The 13,943-nt window shown below is 40.1% G+C and carries 19 protein-coding genes; 6 read left to right on the top strand and 13 right to left on the bottom strand.

Features of this window, described 5'->3' with window-relative positions:
* Positions 1–16: 16 nt before the first annotated feature.
* Positions 17–2,377 (bottom strand): outer membrane protein assembly factor, encoded by a 2,361-nt coding sequence (locus ACYQZ0_RS08520; protein WP_459776168.1) that lies wholly within the window; start codon positions 2,375–2,377, stop codon positions 17–19.
* Between the two features lie 297 nt (positions 2,378–2,674).
* Between ACYQZ0_RS08520 and ACYQZ0_RS08515 the strand changes: the two genes are divergently transcribed.
* Genes ACYQZ0_RS08515 through ACYQZ0_RS08500 form a run of 4 tightly spaced genes read left to right on the top strand, consistent with a single transcriptional unit; the run spans position 2,675 to position 5,227 of the window.
* Positions 2,675–2,884 (top strand): YgaP family membrane protein, encoded by a 210-nt coding sequence (locus ACYQZ0_RS08515; RefSeq protein WP_459776167.1) that lies wholly within the window; start codon positions 2,675–2,677, stop codon positions 2,882–2,884.
* Between the two features lie 28 nt (positions 2,885–2,912).
* Positions 2,913–4,109, top strand: a complete 1,197-nt coding sequence (gene folP, locus ACYQZ0_RS08510) for a dihydropteroate synthase (protein WP_459776166.1) — start codon at positions 2,913–2,915, stop codon at positions 4,107–4,109.
* On the top strand, positions 4,099–4,866 hold the full coding sequence (cdaA, locus tag ACYQZ0_RS08505) for a diadenylate cyclase CdaA (RefSeq protein ID WP_459776165.1): 768 nt from the start codon (positions 4,099–4,101) through the stop codon (positions 4,864–4,866). Before folP ends, cdaA begins: the two co-directional genes overlap by 11 nt.
* Complete coding sequence (locus tag ACYQZ0_RS08500) at positions 4,856–5,227, top strand: YbbR-like domain-containing protein (RefSeq protein WP_459776164.1); 372 nt, start codon at positions 4,856–4,858, stop codon at positions 5,225–5,227. Before cdaA ends, ACYQZ0_RS08500 begins: the two co-directional genes overlap by 11 nt.
* Here ACYQZ0_RS08500 and ACYQZ0_RS08495 read toward each other — a convergent pair.
* From ACYQZ0_RS08495 to dcd, 10 genes are all read right to left on the bottom strand, one after another.
* Positions 5,208–5,609: a hypothetical protein gene (locus ACYQZ0_RS08495; protein ID WP_459776163.1), complete on the bottom strand. Its 402-nt coding sequence runs from the start codon at positions 5,607–5,609 to the stop codon at positions 5,208–5,210. The two genes, ACYQZ0_RS08500 and ACYQZ0_RS08495, sit on opposite strands and share 20 nt — an antisense overlap.
* Complete coding sequence (locus ACYQZ0_RS08490) at positions 5,606–6,694, bottom strand: type IV pilus biogenesis protein PilM (RefSeq protein WP_459776162.1); 1,089 nt, start codon at positions 6,692–6,694, stop codon at positions 5,606–5,608. The genes ACYQZ0_RS08495 and ACYQZ0_RS08490 overlap by 4 nt, the downstream gene beginning before the upstream one ends.
* Positions 6,691–7,251, bottom strand: a complete 561-nt coding sequence (locus ACYQZ0_RS08485) for a GTP-binding protein (protein WP_459776161.1) — start codon at positions 7,249–7,251, stop codon at positions 6,691–6,693. The genes ACYQZ0_RS08490 and ACYQZ0_RS08485 overlap by 4 nt, the downstream gene beginning before the upstream one ends.
* Positions 7,248–7,940 carry a DUF4388 domain-containing protein gene (locus ACYQZ0_RS08480; protein ID WP_459776160.1) on the bottom strand — a complete coding sequence of 231 codons (693 nt, stop codon included), beginning with the start codon at positions 7,938–7,940 and terminating at the stop codon, positions 7,248–7,250. Before ACYQZ0_RS08480 ends, ACYQZ0_RS08485 begins: the two co-directional genes overlap by 4 nt.
* A 3-nt stretch (positions 7,941–7,943) precedes the next feature.
* Complete coding sequence (locus ACYQZ0_RS08475; protein WP_459776159.1) at positions 7,944–8,297, bottom strand: roadblock/LC7 domain-containing protein; 354 nt, start codon at positions 8,295–8,297, stop codon at positions 7,944–7,946.
* A gap of 12 nt (positions 8,298–8,309) precedes the next feature.
* Complete coding sequence (locus tag ACYQZ0_RS08470) at positions 8,310–8,882, bottom strand: hypothetical protein (protein ID WP_459776158.1); 573 nt, start codon at positions 8,880–8,882, stop codon at positions 8,310–8,312.
* 406 nt (positions 8,883–9,288) lie between these two features.
* Positions 9,289–9,651, bottom strand: coding sequence for a hypothetical protein (locus tag ACYQZ0_RS08465; protein WP_459776157.1), 363 nt, complete (start codon positions 9,649–9,651; stop codon positions 9,289–9,291).
* A complete protein-coding gene (gene ilvN / locus ACYQZ0_RS08460; protein WP_459776156.1) occupies positions 9,644–10,228 on the bottom strand; it encodes an acetolactate synthase small subunit in 585 nt (194 codons plus the stop codon). Before ilvN ends, ACYQZ0_RS08465 begins: the two co-directional genes overlap by 8 nt.
* Positions 10,229–10,250: 22 nt before the next feature.
* A complete protein-coding gene (locus ACYQZ0_RS08455) occupies positions 10,251–10,982 on the bottom strand; it encodes an aminotransferase class IV (RefSeq protein ID WP_459776155.1) in 732 nt (243 codons plus the stop codon).
* Positions 10,979–11,515, bottom strand: coding sequence for a dCTP deaminase (gene dcd, locus ACYQZ0_RS08450; protein WP_459776154.1), 537 nt, complete (start codon positions 11,513–11,515; stop codon positions 10,979–10,981). The genes ACYQZ0_RS08455 and dcd overlap by 4 nt, the downstream gene beginning before the upstream one ends.
* A 13-nt stretch (positions 11,516–11,528) precedes the next feature.
* On the opposite strand from dcd, the gene ACYQZ0_RS08445 reads away from it, so the two are divergent.
* Positions 11,529–11,855: a hypothetical protein gene (locus tag ACYQZ0_RS08445; RefSeq protein ID WP_459776153.1), complete on the top strand. Its 327-nt coding sequence runs from the start codon at positions 11,529–11,531 to the stop codon at positions 11,853–11,855.
* Here the strand turns inward: ACYQZ0_RS08445 and modA are convergent.
* Together modA and queC are read right to left on the bottom strand one after the other, a co-directional pair.
* Entirely contained in the window at positions 11,827–12,549 is a 723-nt protein-coding gene (modA, locus tag ACYQZ0_RS08440; protein WP_459776152.1) for a molybdate ABC transporter substrate-binding protein, read from the bottom strand. The two genes, ACYQZ0_RS08445 and modA, sit on opposite strands and share 29 nt — an antisense overlap.
* Positions 12,549–13,217 carry a 7-cyano-7-deazaguanine synthase QueC gene (gene queC, locus ACYQZ0_RS08435; protein ID WP_459776194.1) on the bottom strand — a complete coding sequence of 223 codons (669 nt, stop codon included), beginning with the start codon at positions 13,215–13,217 and terminating at the stop codon, positions 12,549–12,551. Before queC ends, modA begins: the two co-directional genes overlap by 1 nt.
* A 94-nt stretch (positions 13,218–13,311) precedes the next feature.
* Between queC and ACYQZ0_RS08430 the strand changes: the two genes are divergently transcribed.
* The gene (locus ACYQZ0_RS08430; RefSeq protein ID WP_459776151.1) at positions 13,312–13,941 is read left to right on the top strand and encodes a flagellar hook assembly protein FlgD; all 630 of its coding nucleotides are present in this window, start codon (positions 13,312–13,314) and stop codon (positions 13,939–13,941) included.
* Positions 13,942–13,943 lie beyond the last annotated feature (2 nt).

Genomic DNA, 13,943 nt, shown 5'->3' with positions numbered 1-13,943 from the left:
GGAATAAATTTATAAACTAAAAGTAGAAATCTACCGAGAGATAAAACTTAAACTTTGAAAGTGTGATTTTATTTTCATCCAGGGGATAGGCAACATCTCCCCTCACAAGCCCTACGGGAGTTCTCAATCCCACCGAAAAACCTATATCCTTTTTCATATTCTTGTATAGTGAGGGAAATCTGTTTGAAACCTTCCCGAACTCCGAAAAGAAAATAAGCTCAATACTTTTCCTTATCAGGAGGTAAATTTCGGGATTTATATAAAGCATCTGTCTTTCGCCGTAAGGCGAACCTATACTTTCATAGGAGTATCCCCTCATATTAAAGTATCCGCCGAGAAAAAATCTATCAAAAATAGGAGCATCTTTTGATACGTATCCGTATGAGGTTTTCATTCTAATTCCCAACTTTTCTTCACTTAGAACTTTTTTAATTCTAAAAAAGAGATTAATTTTGTAATAATCTCTCCTTCCGTAAGCCCGGCTAAATGAAAGACTCAGAAGACCTCTCTTAATAAAGGATAAGGAAACCTTTGAAAAATTTCCCTTAACCTTTTCAGCTCCCCTCGTAGTCCCGTTAAAGTTTGTAAAGGAAAGGGATAAAATGCTGAAAGGATTGAACCTAAAGCCTAATGTTAGGGAATATCCTTCCGAGAAAAACTCATATGTGTTGTGTTTTGAGTAATCCTTGAAGAGAGCAGTGTCCCCGAGGAAGCGCCTTGAAAACAGGAAGTTATCCCTGAAAAACAGGTTATACTCCTTAATTTTAGAACTTTTTGAAACGTTTATACCACCTATAAGTCCTATTCCGAATAGATTTCTTAAAGTAAGCCCTCCGGAAACTTTAATGTTTTCGAACGTGCTGTATCCTAAAGAGAACTCAAACAATCCCCTCTTTGCCTCGTTTAAGTAAAGGAATCTATGAACCTTTTTTCTCTTTCTATCTATGTAATTATCAAGCCTTACGCTTCTGAATATACCGCTCTCCATCAGGTTCCAGGTGCTCTCCTCCTCGTATTTCTTTGAAAAGTACTTATCCTTAATGAGCATGTAATTTACTTCCCTGAAGGCGGTTTTCTCAAGTCCGTATACGAGTGTGTACCCGTAAGTGTACCTTTTTCCCCTATTTACTCTTATGTCGTAGTGAATTAACAAATCGTTGCCCGATATACTTTCCTTTTTTTCAATTGAGATTTTTGCATCAAAGTACCCCTTTTCCCTCAGCTTTTCTAAAATTTCCCTATGTACCTTTTCTATAATTTCCCCTTTAAAAATTGAAGGAAGGGATTTATTTAACCTTTCTTCTATATTTTTAAATTCCTCATCCCTTATTTTTATACCGGTGAGGATATATCTGAAGCCCCTGTTTATCCTCACTTTTACGGAAACTCTTTTCCTTTTTTTATCAATTCTCTCATCTATTTCATAGAACACTCCTAAATATCCTTTTTTTCTCAAAGTTTTTAATCTGTTTTCTATTAATTTATTAATTGCTTCTTTATCATAAGGAATTGTCTTCCTTTCCCTATTTATCTCCACTTCTGATATATATCTTTTCCCCTCCTTTATTGAGAAGGTTACTCTATTCTTTTTGAATTCATAATCAACCTTTACGTCAAAAAACCCTTTTTCCCTATAAAGTTTTAAGATTTTCTCTTTTAAGTTTTCCAGTGTAAATATATCCAATCCGACATTTTCTTTATCAAGAAGGGATAAAAGTTCACTATCTGAGAAAAATCTGTTTCCTTTAAATATAATTTTGTATCTTTCCCCTTCGTAAATTTCATAAACGGGTATTCCCAACTTTGCATTGCCAAAAAGGGCTTTTATAGTAGCGAGTGGGTGATTGATAAGGTTTGAAAGTCCTATGGAAAGCTTCTTTAAAAAGTTTTCCTCCTTGGGGAAAAGGGCTTGAGTAAATCTACCTTTTACGCTTTTTTTCCTAAGCTCCTTGAAGAATACAAAGCTCTCGTAAAATCCTCTATTTCTATAAAAACTTTCAAGCTTTTCTTCTCCCTTTTCTATATCTTCAAAGTTAAAGACTTTTCCGATAATGAGGTCGGAAGCTTCCAAAAGCTCTTCCTCGCTAAAGGATTTAGCCCCTTTAAACTCAGCACCTCCTAAAAAGTAAAGGTTATTTTCCTTTACCAGAACTTTTATGTAAGCTTCCCCTTTTTCATTTACATAAATTTTTACCTTAACTTTTGCACCTAAAAATCCCTTGTTAATATATGCTTGCTTTAATATTTCTTCGTAAATCCTCTCATTTTCCGAGTAAAGTATTCCCCCTTCCTCTAAACCTAAGATATTTTTTATATCTTCATTCAGAAAGAATACATTGCCTTTTATATCAATTCTCTTTATTATCGGATATCTCATAACGTATATGTAGAGCTTCTTTCCTTCAACTTTATATCTAATTTCTTTTATTTCTGGAATTTCTTTGAGTATTTTTATTATTTCTTTATAATTATTTCTATTTATAACGGAGATTATATTATTCTTCCTTAGGGAATAGTTCGATTTCAGAATAATCTCAAGGGGGAATGAAAAACAGATAAAAAGAATAAGAAAAATAATGGTTCGGAGCATATTCCCCTATATTTTAAGACTCCTGGAAAATTTTAATGAATTCATTATATTAGAATATGCTAATATCTTAAAGGAGGTGTTATGATGACAATGGACAGGCTATTGAGACTTACTTCCGGAACGGTTCTCATGATTGTGTTTTTACTTGGGATACTGCCCGCGAAAGACGTTCACTGGTTCTGGAAGGCTTTCATAGTGTTTATGTCTCTCAACCAGATTCAGTCCGCCTTTACGAACTGGTGTCCCGTGATGAGCCTATACAGGGCTCTCGGGGTAAAGGAATGTAAGTGCTGAGCCCCTTTCTCCCTTAAAATATTACTTAATGTTAATCAAACACTTTGAAGACAGGGATTTATTTTACAAATTCCTTAAGGAAAGAGTAGGCGTATTCTTTAAAGAAGCTGATTTAAGGGCTTTTGAGGGAATCTTCCATTGTATATACTTTGAACGTATTAACTTACCACCTTCCCTCATACACGAAGCTGGAAGGAAAAGCTGTGTAAAAGTTTTTTACAATGAGGGAAAACTTGTAATATGCAGTTCTGAGGCAAGCATAAGGGATTTTTGTTCGGAGATTTCAAAACACGCTGAAGGGAAAAATATAGCTAAAGAAATTCTTGAAGCACTCATTAGATACAGAAAGAAGTATTTTCAGTTAAACTATAACAAAAAAATACTTCCCTTGGGTTTAAAAACAGCGGTTATGGGAGTTTTAAACGTAACTCCCGATAGTTTTTCTGACGGAGGTTTATATCTTGAGCCCTCAAAAGCCGTAAAAAGGGCGGTTCAGATGGTTCAGGAGGGTGCGGAGATAATAGATATAGGGGGAGAGAGCACGAGGCCAGGCTCAGAAAGAATTACCGCGGAAGAGGAGTTGAAAAGAGTTCTCCCCGTTTTGAAGGAAGTGAGAAAAGAGCTTCCCGACGTGTGGATATCGGTAGATACTTACAAATCGGAAGTGGCGAAAGCCTGTCTTGATGAGGGAGCGGACATAATAAACGACATAAGTGGGGGAACCTTTGACGAGAAAATGCTTAAGGTTGTATCCCAGTACAGGTGTCCTTACGTGATAAACCACATAAAGGGAAGGCCCGAAACTTGGAAAACCGAACCGATAATTTACGATGACGTGGTGGGGGAGATAATCGGTTTCTTTAAAGAGAGAATAAGAAGGCTGAAGGAAGAGGGATACAAAGAGGAGGAAAAGATAATCCTTGACCCAGGAATAGGTTTCGGCAAGCTTCCTGAACATAACGTTGAGATACTCAAGAGATTTTCGGAGTTTAAGATATTTGGGAAGATACTGATGGTAGGCGTCTCAAGGAAGTCTTTTATAGGTCTAATACTTGAGGGTTTTCTCAATAAAAAAACGGAGCCTAAGGAGAGACTATTCGGAAGTCTCGGGGCTTTGGCACCCGCCGTTTTGGGAGGAGCTCATATAGTGAGGGTTCACGACGTTAAGGAAACAAAGGAGTTTTTAGCCCTTCTTGATGCGGTAAGAACCTACGATGGAGTTTAGTCTTATTAAGGAATTCTTCGGGTGGAGAGATGCGGTAGATATACTGGGATTAACGCTATTTTTCTACTTATTCATACGTTTTTTATACGCAGCAAAGGGTCTTTACCTTCTAAGAGTTATTATTCTTTTCGGGCTTCTCTGGACTTCCGCAGAAGTCCTTAACCTCGCAACCCTCTCTTGGATATTTGAGAAACTCTGGACCATTCTTCTATTCGCCCTAATAGTTATCTTCCAGCCCGAGATAAGGAGAACGCTTGCAAACATAGGAAGAAGAACAAAGGTTCTCAAGATAAAGGAGTACGAAGAGCGTTCAATAGACAGGCTCGTTAGAGCTTGCAGGTTTATGGCCGAGAGGCAGATAGGAGCGTTAATCGTTATAGAGAGGGAGCAGAATATAGAGGACCTGCTGGAGGGATGCATATACATAGACGCCTACATATCCGCGGAGCTTATTATAACAATTTTCTATCCCCTCACTCCCCTTCACGATGGAGCCATCGTAATAAGGGATGACAGGATAGCCTTCGCCTCCTGCGTTCTTCCCCTCTCTAAAAATCCAGAACTCCCCAAGAGATACGGAACGAGACACAGGGCTGCTGTTGGAATAACTGAATTGAGCGACGCGGTAGCGATAGTTGTTTCCGAAGAAACGGGTGAGATATCGGTTGCAGTTGAGGGAAATCTCGAAAAAATTTTGGACCCGGAACTTTTAAAGGATAAACTCTTCAGCCTTCTGGGAGTTAAACATGAGTCGTAGGGAGGAGTTTAAGTACTTACTGCTCTCATTCATTCTCGGAATATCTATATGGCTTGCGGTAAACTTCGGTGAAAGGCTTCCTCTTGATATAACGCGTTTTGTTGAGCTTAAAAACCAAAGGGAGGAGTATAAATACGAAGTTAGCCCACCCTTTGTTGATGTTACACTCCTCGTATCAAGGAAGCTTCTCCAGTCTAAGCTCATAGAAAGAGTAAGGGTTTACGTAGATGTTGGAAATCTTAAAGAAGGTATGCATAGGGTAAGGGTAACAGCGACTACACCGATACCTATTCTTATAGAGCCCATTGCAATAAATCCCTATTACGTAAGGGTGAAGGTAATTAGAAGGGTTTCAAGATGAGTTCTGCTTCAAATATTCCCTTTCCCGTGTTGTCAACAAGTCTTACAAGCTCAACTTCCCCTCCCTTTGAAATACGCTCTAAGAAGAGTATCAATTCCCTGAACTCAACTTTTTTTATTCTCATCCTGTATTTTCCGTTTTCATATACAAGCTCTTTCATCTCTATTCCCAATTTCTTTGAAATTTCCCTTATATAATTTTCTGTTAAAGCAACATTTTCTCTTTTCTTTACGTTATAAAGCTCAAAAAGAAAGTTTTTAAAGGAAAGATATTCCCTGTTTACGAAGTTTTTAAAGTCTTTAAAATCTTCAATAAAGTTATATGTATAAAATAATAGGAGAGAAATTACAAAGAAAATAATCATGTTCCTCGGAAGTGTCATTTTATTACCACCTCAAATTCGTAATTTCCCTCAGGAGTTTTCCTTATTCTTTCGGTTTTTATTAATTTTATATTCTTTTCGTCCGCTTCTCCTACAATTTTTAAAATACCTTTTTTATACTCAATCCTGTATATCTTTACACCTTCAGGTAGATTACTGAAAGCTTTATAAAGTTTATTGAAGAATTCATTCTTTTCTCTCTTTTTTATAGTCTTTAATTGCTCTTCTACCAAAATCGGAGGCATGTTCGGGAACTTCTGGGAAAAGAGAATTTTTTTCTCCCGATTTACTTCCATCACTATTTTCTTTTTGACATAATCCTTAAAGGAGAAATAAGAGATAAAAGAAAGAGTTGCGAGCCCCGTTATAAGCAAGAGAGCTTTTTGCTCGGAAGGTGTTAGTTCAAGCTTTCTAAACTCGGGAGATGGGTCTTTATAAACGTATTTTAGGGAAGCACCGAATGCGGAGTTAAGTTCAGGTTCACAGTAGGGATTTCTAATGACCTTAAAAAATTCCTCCAGTTCTACAATCCTGCTTCCCCCACCACTAAGAAGTACCTCCTCCCCCTTCCAATTTAGCCCGGAGCTTTCGAGGATTTCTTCAAAGGCTTCCTTTACATTTCCCTTTTCCTTTAAAAACTCCGCTCCCTTGAGGATAACCCTGTAAGATTTTACTTCGTAATCCTTAACCTCTACAAAGGTTGTCTTCCTTCTTCCTATATCAATAATCTTCAGATTTGGTTTTTCCAGAACTTTTGATATTCTCGCCAGGGAAAAAATTTCACAATCCAGGGCGTAGTAATCTTCGGGAGGGGAAAAATCTTTTACAAAAACGACGTAGTAAAAGCCGTTCTGAGCTTTAAAGTCCCACAGATTTGCCCCGTATTCTTCCGCTTCATAAATTAAGAATTCCTTAAGTTCAGAAGCTTTCAGCCCTTCCTCAAGCTTTTCCCTCTTCAATAAACAGAGATGGGAGGGAATAACGTATATCTTTCTTCCCTTCTTCTTAACAGGTTTCCAAGTCTTTTTCAGAAGGGAGTAGGATATACTAAACCATTTACTGCCGTCTATTCCGGTGTATATCATTTCTTCTCTTCTAAGTTTGACTTTATGAGTTCAAGAAGTAGGAGAAGGGTTTTCTTAACGTCTTCCTTATTCTTTGCGGATATACCTATAACCGGAATACCTTCCTCCTCGTATATGTCAAGGGCTGTAGCTACATCCTTAGGAGACCAGGCGTTTGGAAGGTCTTGCTTGTTTGCAGCTACAACCATCGGTATGGGAAACCTGCTCTGAAAGAAGTTTATTATCTTTCTCGCCTCGTGGAAGGTTGATGGGTCCGTACTGTCCACGAGAATTACAACACCAAGAGCCCCCTTTCCCAGAATGTCCCACATAAAGTTAAAGCGCGTCTGCCCGGGTGTTCCGAAAAGGTATAGTTCGTGTTCATCGTCTATTTTAATCTTTCCAAAATCCATGGCAACCGTTGTTGAGTCCTTTTTTTCCTTCTCTTGAAAATGTGTTATCTTTCTTTCCGTTGTTACGGGTTCTATCTCGCTTACGGTTTTTATAAACTCCGTTTTTCCCGCAGCAAAAGGTCCCGCAATAACTATTTTTATTTTCTTTGTGTCCTTATCCTTCATAGCCTCTTAATTTTTTCCATAAGTTTGGCGAGAAGGTCAAGGGATATAGAGGGCTTTCTCTCTACTCTCTTTCTCTTTCTCCTTATTGCTCCTATTGATAAAAGGCCGTATAGGGTTCTGTAAACCTTTAGTTTATCAAGCTTACTTTTCTCAAGGATATCCTTTACCGTATTTTTTCCATCAACGAGGTCAAGTATTATTCTCTCCTCTTCTGTTAACCCCGCTTTTTCAACTTTCTTTTCCCAATCGGGGGCCTTTTCAAAAACGAGAAGCTCATCCGATATCTTTCTCTCCGCTTCCTCCAAGGTCAACCTTCTTGCGGCTTCCATTATTATGTATTCCGCGGGGTAGTATACCGGAACATCGTCGGGATAATGGATAAAGCCTTTAGTGAAAGAAAAAACGCCATCTCTATTGTCAAGTCTCGGGAATAGAAACTTCTTTAGCGTTTCCGCAAGGTTTCTCTTATTTAGTCTTAATTTTTCTAAAAGTTTCTCAAAATCCCTGTCGGTATAAACTCTAAATACCTTATCAACGGGACGTGCGAGAACGACCTCTCCGTCCTTTATGTAGTAAGCTACGGTCATATCCTTCCACTCAACGATTAAAACACCGCTCTTCTCGTCCGAGTGGAGAACCTGAAGAATATCAGCAAAACTGAAAGATTTTAGGTCTCCCGTAAGTGTCATCTCTTAAATTAGCTCCTTGAGCTTTTCCTGAGCTTTCCTAATCTCCATGTATATTAGTCCGAGCTTCGCATCCGCATTCGCAAGAGTTGTAAGAACAGCGTCTCTACCTATTCCGGTTATAACTATGTAACCGTTATCTCCTTTTATGGTTATCTGCTCTAAATTCCCCTTCTTCAACTCTTCAACAACCCTCTCACCGAGAGAGAGTATTGCTGCACTCATTGCGGCAACTTTGTCCTCTTCAGTATCGGGAGGTAAAACAGAGGCTATCGGAAGTCCGTCTAAGCTTACAAGTGTAGCCCCTTCTATACCTCCTGCTTTTATAAGCTCCTGAAGAACAGCTTCGTACTTATCCATCTATTCCCTCCACTATTTGAAAAATTCTAAATCGGTTTTCATTTTTACGAGAGCTGTTTTTACCATTTCCAAGTTCCTTTTTATACCCTCTCTATCCACTTCCCCTTCAAGGTATATTTCCATATTCTTTAGATATTCTTCAATTTCTTCAGCCAACTTCGCAATTCTTTTTATTCTATTGTATATCTCCTCAAGGGATTCCTTAAGAGCTTCTCCTAAAGCTCCAACCGGGTCAAGACCAGCGGGAATTTCATTTAGTTCAAATTCTCCTTCCCTCAACTTCTCAACAATTTCTATTAACTCAGCTGTTTTTTCTATAGCTTCGGTATGTTCCTCTTCAAGTTCTCTTATTCTTTTTTCACAACTCCTTTTTAAATCAATAAGAGTTTTTTCTATATTCGTTAGAATTTCCCTCATCTCCTCGTATATGGGTATAGGAATAATCTCTTTCTCTATATTTCCTCTACTTTCGTTAATTAATAACGATACGTAATACAACTTTCCGAGAGTTTGTTCAAACTTCTTGCTTACTACGTAAGTTACGGTTCCGGAAAATAGTAAGGAGTAGCCGAGGGAGATGAGCAAAGCCCGAAGTAGTTCAAGGGAGAAAACAAAATATAAAACAATAAAGGTAAAAAAAGATTGTATAGCGAATATAAGAAAAAAGAACTTTAAAAGTTCATCCGCTAAAGAGATTTCCTTTACAGCTTTTATCTCACTTTACCTCCTCAAACCTTATTAACTTTATTTTATCCACACTTTTCTGGAATGATATACCAAACTCCGAAATTTCCGTAAGTTTTGCAAGGTGAACGTATCCCTCAATTACCTTCATCGCATACTGCTCTTTAATATCCTTCAGGTAGTTGAATATATCCTCTTCAAAAATAGCGTTCCCAACGTATCCCCTCTGGAGCGTTGAGACGTGGTATATAAGCTTAAATTTCTTTCCGTATTGTGCCAGCTGGTTCAGGTCCCCGTTTAGGGCTTCCTAAACGACCTCGTCGGGGAGTTCACCGAAGTAAGCCATGTAAAGGGCATCGGGCTTATACTTCTCAAGGGAGGGTATAAGCTCCTTTCCTCCCTCTATATACCAGGCTTTTTTCCCGAGCATTCTGAGACCCGTCACGAGTGCTCCCGCAAAAACCGCACAGAGCTGGGAGTTTTCCATAAATACGACGCCCACTCTATCAAAGCCGTTTCTCGCAAGGAGCTTTGAGGTTGCGTAAGCCACATTAAGCCTCGGATTTACCGTTTTGGTGTCTATAAACTTATTGTCCTCTTCCTTCCCGAAGGAAAGCCCTGCTATAAAGGGAAGAAAAAAAGAGGCCTTTAAAAGTTCTCTTCTATTCATTGTTCTCCTCCTCTTTCAGGTTTAGCTCCCTTTTCATGGCTATTTTACCCGTCCTCGCCATCTCTTTAATACCGAAGGGTTTTAAAAGCTCTATCATCGCGTTTATTTTGTCCTCGTCTCCCGTCACTTCTATGGTGTAGGTATCGGGAGATACGTCAACAATCTTTCCCCTGAATATCTCCGTTATCCTCAGGACCTCGTCCCTCGCCCTTGAGGAGGGGGTGTAAACCTTTATGAGGGCAAGCTCCCTCTCAACGTGGGGAACGTCCGTGAGGTCCGAGACCTTTAATGTGTCTATCAATCTCCTTAGCTGTTTTACAACCTGTTCAATAACTATATCGTCTCCGATAACCTCTATCGTCATCCTTGATATGCCCTTCTCGTGGGTCTCCCCGACGGACAGGCTTTCTATATTGTATCCCTTCCCCGCTATGAGGGTTGCTATCCTTGCAAGAACCCCCATCTCGTTTCTCACCTTAACGGTTATTATGTGCTTCCTTATACTTCCCTTCCTGATGCTCCTCGTTTTTGGTGTCTTAATAACTTCAAGGTCCGACTTCCCTATTGTATCCGCCATACTTACCTCCTTCAGAGATAATTTAATCTTCCTTGTTTATAATTTCCTTTAAATATTTAACGAGGTTTTTATCAACTTCATAACATTCACCTTTTATCTCCGAAACGGGAACAACCTCTATCAGAGAGTTTAATATAAAAACGTATTTAGCGTCTCTTAGAAAGTTTAGGTCTATTTTTTCCTCTTTTACTCCGAGCTTCTCAGAAATTATGTCTATCGTCGTACCCCAAAGTAATCCGCTCTCCCTTGCTGGTGTGTAAAATCTTCCGTCTTTGTAAAAAAGTATGTTGGCGGAAGAGGTCTCGGTTATTCTCTCCTTTTCGTTTAGGACCAAGCAGTCGTAAAAGCCTTCCTTTTTCGCCTCCCTCTTTACGAGTATGTTAAATAAAAAATTTGTGGTTTTGTGGTAAAAAAGGGGATTTCTTGAGTGCCTTCTGAAGGAAGATATGCCGAGCTTCACCCTTTCGGGAACTTTGGGAAGGGGCTTTACTATAACTTCAGTTTTATATCTTTCGGGATAATCCCCGTAGTAATCGCTCCCATCAAGCAAAAGAAGGAACTTAACGTATAGATTTTTTCTCCCATTCGTTTTTTCCTTTATCTTTTTTAAGAACTCCTCGTAAGAAGGGCAGGGGTAGGAGAAAAAGTCTGCGGAGCTTTTCATTCTCTCGTAATGTCTTCTTACCTTCTTGGTTTCTCCCTTCCATTTTATCGTTTCAAATAGTCCCTCTCCGTAAAGAAGGGTTCTCTTCATCTCAGCTCTTGGTCCATGTGTATTCTTGAGGGGACGACACCTTTTTGGCCTTTATACTTTCCAGAGTAAACCTTTTCGGGTGCTCTATCAAGCCTTGCAAAAACGAGCTGGCATATCCTCATTCCCCTGTACAGCCTTATGGGGCTGTTGTTTGCGTTAAAGAGCTCCAGCGTAATCTGGCCCTCAAATCCCGCGTCAACCCACCCCGCGTTCTCTATGAAGAGCCCCAGCCTTCCGAGGGAAGAACGACCTTCAACGAACGCGGTTATATAAGGGGGGAGCTTAATATACTCAAGGGTCGTCGCAAGAAGGAATTCTTTTGGCTTTATCTCAAAATACTCCTCAAACTCTATAACCTTCACGTTCTCAACGGGTTTTTTCGGGTCTATAAAATTCACCTTTTCGTAAACCGCTATCTGGTTTCCAAGCCTGAGGTCAAGAGAGGAACACTGAACCTGCGATGGTTCAAAGGGCTCAACCTTCAACTCGCCTTTTTCTATAAGCTCCTTAATGGTTCTGTCCGAGAGAATCATTATTAACATTATTATGCGGGTAAAGTTCAGGATAGGGATATACAGGAACGGAAGGAGGCTGAAAAAAAGGGACTTCCAGGGCTTGAGGGACCCCCTGTTCATCGGAATGAGATACATAACGGAGTTCAAATACCTTGAGGCTACCAAATGGCTTTTAATAGCCGAAGACTCAAAGGAGAAGTACACTCTCCTCGGCATGATAAACGAGGCTCTCGGACAGAGCGAACAGGCGAGGGAGTTCTTTGAGAACGCCCAGAGGTATGAGAGGATAACCGATTACGAGTTTATAAGGGAGTATCCCGAAAGGGAACTCACGGAACACCGAAACCAAACTTCCTGAGAATATCCTTCACCTCTTTTGTCTTTAAAAACTCTATGAACTCCCACGAGGCTTTCTTATCCTTTCCGTGAAGGGTTATTACCGCAACGTTGTTTATGGGAGCGTAAAGCTTTTCATCAATCAGAAGGTATTTTCCCTTTCCGTAGGGTATTACGAGGGAGAGGGCAACGAGCCCCGCATCAGCTCCACCGCTCACAACGTATTGGAAGGCCTGAGATACGTTTGACGCATAAACGAGTTTATGCTTAACCTTTTCGTAGAGATTCGTTCTCTTTAAAAATTCAAGGGATGCCTTCCCATAGGGTGCATACTTGGGGTTTGCGATTGCTATCTTTTCCGCCTTTGTTATGTCCTCATAGTTTTTTAGCTCTATATCCTTCAGCGTGAATATAACGAGTTTGCCTTTTGAGAAGACTGTGTAGGATTCATTTAAAGCTTTTCCGTATTCAATGAGTTTCTTCGGATAAATCTCGTTTGCGGATATGAATACGTCGTATGGTGCCCCGTGCCTTATCTGTATGTAAAAGTGTCCCGAAGCCCCGTAAGATATTAGAACTCTGTGTTTATAATTTTTCTCAAATCTCTTTGCAATCTCCTCAAGGGTAAACCTGAAGCTTGAGGCCGCGGCTATCCTCAGGGTTTCCGAAAAGGTAAAGTTCAGGAATAAAAAGAGGATTAAGAAAATTTTTAACATTACACAATCCCCCTGAGGGCTTCCTCCCTCTGGATACAGGTGGGGCACTCACCGCAGGGAGGCTCCGTTCCCCTGTAGCAGGAGTAAGTTTTTTCAAAGGGAACACCGAGCTCCTTTCCGAGGAGGGCTATATCTCTTTTTGTCATTCCCAGAAAGGGTGCAAAAACGTGAACTCTCCTTTTGTGCTTTGCTGTATAAACGGAGCCAGCATTTATGGCGGCTTCGGCTGCGGTTATGAACTCGGGTCTGCAGTCGGGATAAGGCGTGTCAAGTGCGTGAACACCTATGCCTATGTGGTCTATCTCAAGGCTGTCCGCAAAAGCGGAAGCTAATGAGAGGAATATGAGGTTTCTCATGGGAACGGTCGTTACGGGAGGCTCATTCTCGGGATACTCTCCCGAAGGGATCTCAACACTCTTGTCTATAAGAGCGGAGCCCTTAATGCTCTCGTAAACAGGAACCTTAACAATGAAGTGTTCTTTAACGCCGGCAATTTTACCGAGTTCCTTTGCATACTTCAGCTCAACCTTATGCCTCTGTCCGTAATCAAAGGATATTGCATAAACCTCCCTAAACTCCTTCTTTGCGAGCCATAGAAGCGTAGCGCTATCCATACCGCCCGAAAGAAGAACGATTATTCCCTTTTTCTCCATAAGGTTTAAATTAATAGTAGATGAAAAAGAAGAGAAAGAAAAGAAGAGTGAGGCTTGATTTTGGGAGGTTCATACTTGAGGAGTTAAAATCAAAGCTGGGGGAAAGAAGATGGATTTTTACGAACCTCAAGAAGTAAACAAGGTTAAGATACTCCCGCCCGATTACGTTCAGGACGTAAGCAGTATGTCCGCTCAGGATTTCTTGAAGATATACCTTGAAACCCTCAGATACCAGGACCCCTTCAACCAGACGGACATATCAAAGAGCCTTGACGATATGGTGAAGATAAACCAGGTTAAGTACTTCACCGAAATGAAACAGTTCTTAGAAAGTCTTAAGCTCTGGATGAACCAGATGACCTTCTTGAATACCGTAAACCTCATAGGAAAGGAGTTTATCTTTAAAACGGATATCCTTGATACCATAAAGAGGGACACTTACTACATAGTTTCTGACGATGATAAAGGGGAAGTTAGCGTAAGGATATACGACGGGGATGAGGTTATAAAGGAGTTCAGATTAGAACTGAAAAGAGGGATAAACGAGCTTGACGTGAGCTCCCTCCCCGACGGCCAGTTTACGGTAAAAGTTTTTAAGGAAGGGAACGAAGTAAACGGATGGGTGCTTGGCTTTAAGGACAGCATAAAGTCCGTTGGGATTATTAATAACGAGCTTATTCTTGACCTATCTTCGGGTGTAAGTGTATCTTCCGATAGAATTATTTACGTGGGGGGATAAGT

The sequence above is a fragment of the Aquifex pyrophilus genome (assembly GCF_054656935.1).
Note: the sequence above shows the minus strand (reverse complement) of the source record. Positions and strands in the feature narration are given on the sequence as shown.

What these genes read in the sequence shown, in the direction of transcription:
- ACYQZ0_RS08520 (WP_459776168.1), bottom strand. Translation starts at nt 2,377, where the DNA reads ATGAGATATCCGATAATAAAGAGAATTGATATAAAAGGCAATGTATTC.
- ACYQZ0_RS08515 (WP_459776167.1), top strand. Translation starts at nt 2,675, where the DNA reads ATGACAATGGACAGGCTATTGAGACTTACTTCCGGAACGGTTCTCATG.
- folP (WP_459776166.1), top strand. Translation starts at nt 2,913, where the DNA reads ATGTTAATCAAACACTTTGAAGACAGGGATTTATTTTACAAATTCCTT.
- cdaA (WP_459776165.1), top strand. Translation starts at nt 4,099, where the DNA reads ATGGAGTTTAGTCTTATTAAGGAATTCTTCGGGTGGAGAGATGCGGTA.
- ACYQZ0_RS08500 (WP_459776164.1), top strand. Translation starts at nt 4,856, where the DNA reads ATGAGTCGTAGGGAGGAGTTTAAGTACTTACTGCTCTCATTCATTCTC.
- ACYQZ0_RS08495 (WP_459776163.1), bottom strand. Translation starts at nt 5,609, where the DNA reads ATGACACTTCCGAGGAACATGATTATTTTCTTTGTAATTTCTCTCCTA.
- ACYQZ0_RS08490 (WP_459776162.1), bottom strand. Translation starts at nt 6,694, where the DNA reads ATGATATACACCGGAATAGACGGCAGTAAATGGTTTAGTATATCCTAC.
- ACYQZ0_RS08485 (WP_459776161.1), bottom strand. Translation starts at nt 7,251, where the DNA reads ATGAAGGATAAGGACACAAAGAAAATAAAAATAGTTATTGCGGGACCT.
- ACYQZ0_RS08480 (WP_459776160.1), bottom strand. Translation starts at nt 7,940, where the DNA reads ATGACACTTACGGGAGACCTAAAATCTTTCAGTTTTGCTGATATTCTT.
- ACYQZ0_RS08475 (WP_459776159.1), bottom strand. Translation starts at nt 8,297, where the DNA reads ATGGATAAGTACGAAGCTGTTCTTCAGGAGCTTATAAAAGCAGGAGGT.
- ACYQZ0_RS08465 (WP_459776157.1), bottom strand. Translation starts at nt 9,651, where the DNA reads ATGAATAGAAGAGAACTTTTAAAGGCCTCTTTTTTTCTTCCCTTTATA.
- ilvN (WP_459776156.1), bottom strand. Translation starts at nt 10,228, where the DNA reads ATGGCGGATACAATAGGGAAGTCGGACCTTGAAGTTATTAAGACACCA.
- ACYQZ0_RS08455 (WP_459776155.1), bottom strand. Translation starts at nt 10,982, where the DNA reads ATGAAGAGAACCCTTCTTTACGGAGAGGGACTATTTGAAACGATAAAA.
- dcd (WP_459776154.1), bottom strand. Translation starts at nt 11,515, where the DNA reads ATGATTCTCTCGGACAGAACCATTAAGGAGCTTATAGAAAAAGGCGAG.
- ACYQZ0_RS08445 (WP_459776153.1), top strand. Translation starts at nt 11,529, where the DNA reads ATGCGGGTAAAGTTCAGGATAGGGATATACAGGAACGGAAGGAGGCTG.
- modA (WP_459776152.1), bottom strand. Translation starts at nt 12,549, where the DNA reads ATGTTAAAAATTTTCTTAATCCTCTTTTTATTCCTGAACTTTACCTTT.
- ACYQZ0_RS08430 (WP_459776151.1), top strand. Translation starts at nt 13,312, where the DNA reads ATGGATTTTTACGAACCTCAAGAAGTAAACAAGGTTAAGATACTCCCG.